Origin of the sequence: Bacillus sp. IT-79MI2 (assembly GCF_949768135.1) — a bacterium.
Classification (GTDB): Bacteria; Bacillota; Bacilli; order Bacillales; family Bacillaceae_G; genus Bacillus_A; species Bacillus_A pseudomycoides.
The window spans coordinates 1-1,661 of the sequence record NZ_CATKPV010000113.1 but is presented as its reverse complement, the minus strand read 5'-3'; the positions used below and the strand labels follow the sequence as shown (position 1 = coordinate 1,661).

The window sequence follows — 1,661 nt, the reverse complement described above, 5'->3', positions numbered from 1 at the left end:
CATGCCCATCAACTTAAGAGATTTTAATACCCTCAAGTACCAAAAAAACGTTATCCTTTCTAAATAAGCTAGATTAGAAAGGATGACGTTTTTTGATGAATCTCTCGATTCAAGATGAACTACAACCATTTGCAGAGGAATTACAACGATATGTGACACCTGTATTTTTAGAAGAACTTGCAAGAGAACTTGGGTTTGTAAAGCGAAAACGTAAGTTTTCTGGCTCAGACTTAGCCACCATTTGTATCTGGGTTAGTCAACGAGTCGCAAGTGATGCCTTAGTCCGATTATGTAGTAGGCTTCATGCTGCGACAGGCACTTTACTTAGCCCTGAGGGCTTAAATAAACGCTTAAATACAAAGGCAGTTTTATTTTTACAACATATTTTTTCTTTACTGTTACAACAAAAAGTCTGTGAACAAACACAAATTTCTAACCATCTTTTCTCTTATTTTCAACGAATTCGTATCCTAGATGCCACCATATTTCAAGTGCCAAATGCTTTAGAGAATACATATCCAGGCTCTGGAGGATGTGCCCAAACAGCCGGAATCAAAATTCAATTAGAATATGATCTGCACAGTGGGGAATTTCTTAACTTTCAAGTTGGACCAGGGAAAAATAATGACAAAACATTTGGTACGGAGTGCTTAGATACCTTACGACCAGGAGATTTATGTATTCGAGATTTGGGTTATTTTTCATTGGAAGACTTAGATCAAATGGATCAACGAGGTACATACTATATTTCTCGTTTAAAATTAAATACGAATGTATATGTGAAAAATCCAGATCCAGAATACTTTAAAAATGGTGCTATTAAGAAACAATCGGAATACATACAAATCGATGTGAAACAGCTTCTAAACCAACTACAGCCCGGAGAAACATTTGAATTAAAACATGCCTATATTGGTGATAAACAACAACTGTTTGCGCGTGTTATTTTTAATCGATTAACAGAAAAACAACTTCAAAAACGACGAGCGAAGATCGCGGAAAAAGAAAAATCCAAAAATAGAACGTACTCAGAGAAAAGTAAAGTTGTAGCGGGATTAAACGTGTACGTGACAAATACACCTTGGGAATGGGTTCCGATGGAACAGGTACATGAGTTATATACTTTGCGTTGGCAAATAGAGATTGTCTTTAAAACGTGGAAATCACTCTTCAAAATAGATCATTACCGTAATGTAAAACAAGAACGATTAGAGTGCCAACTATATGGAAAGCTAATCGCTATTTTCCTGTGCTCCTCTACTATGTTTAAAATGCGTCAACTTCTTTTACAAAAGAAGAAAAGAGAATTAAGCGAATATAAGGCAATAGGGATGATCCAAGATTATTTATATCTTCTGTATCAAGCTATACAGAAAAACACCCAAGAAGTAACAAAGATTCTAATCCGCCTATTCCACCTACTACAGAAAAACGGGCGGAAATCTCATCGATATGAGAAGAAGACAGTCTTTGATATTATGGGTGTTATCTATGAGTATAGTGGATTTAGAAAACAAAAGAAAGCTGCATAATCTTTAAAAATAATACCTACCTAGGGTTATTTGGCATGCTCATTTTTAAGGAGAAAAAGTGTTTTAAGAGTTTTTTAGTTTATTTGAACGAAAGTTCATTTTGTTTCCGTTCTTAAGTTGATGGGCATG

At 35.2% G+C, this 1,661-nt stretch carries 1 protein-coding gene; it reads left to right on the top strand.

The window, feature by feature from the left end:
• Positions 1-95 precede the first annotated feature (95 nt).
• Positions 96-1,532, top strand: coding sequence for an IS4 family transposase (locus tag ACM6HU_RS25445; RefSeq protein WP_414848508.1), 1,437 nt, complete (start codon positions 96-98; stop codon positions 1,530-1,532).
• The last annotated feature ends 129 nt before the right edge of the window (positions 1,533-1,661 follow it).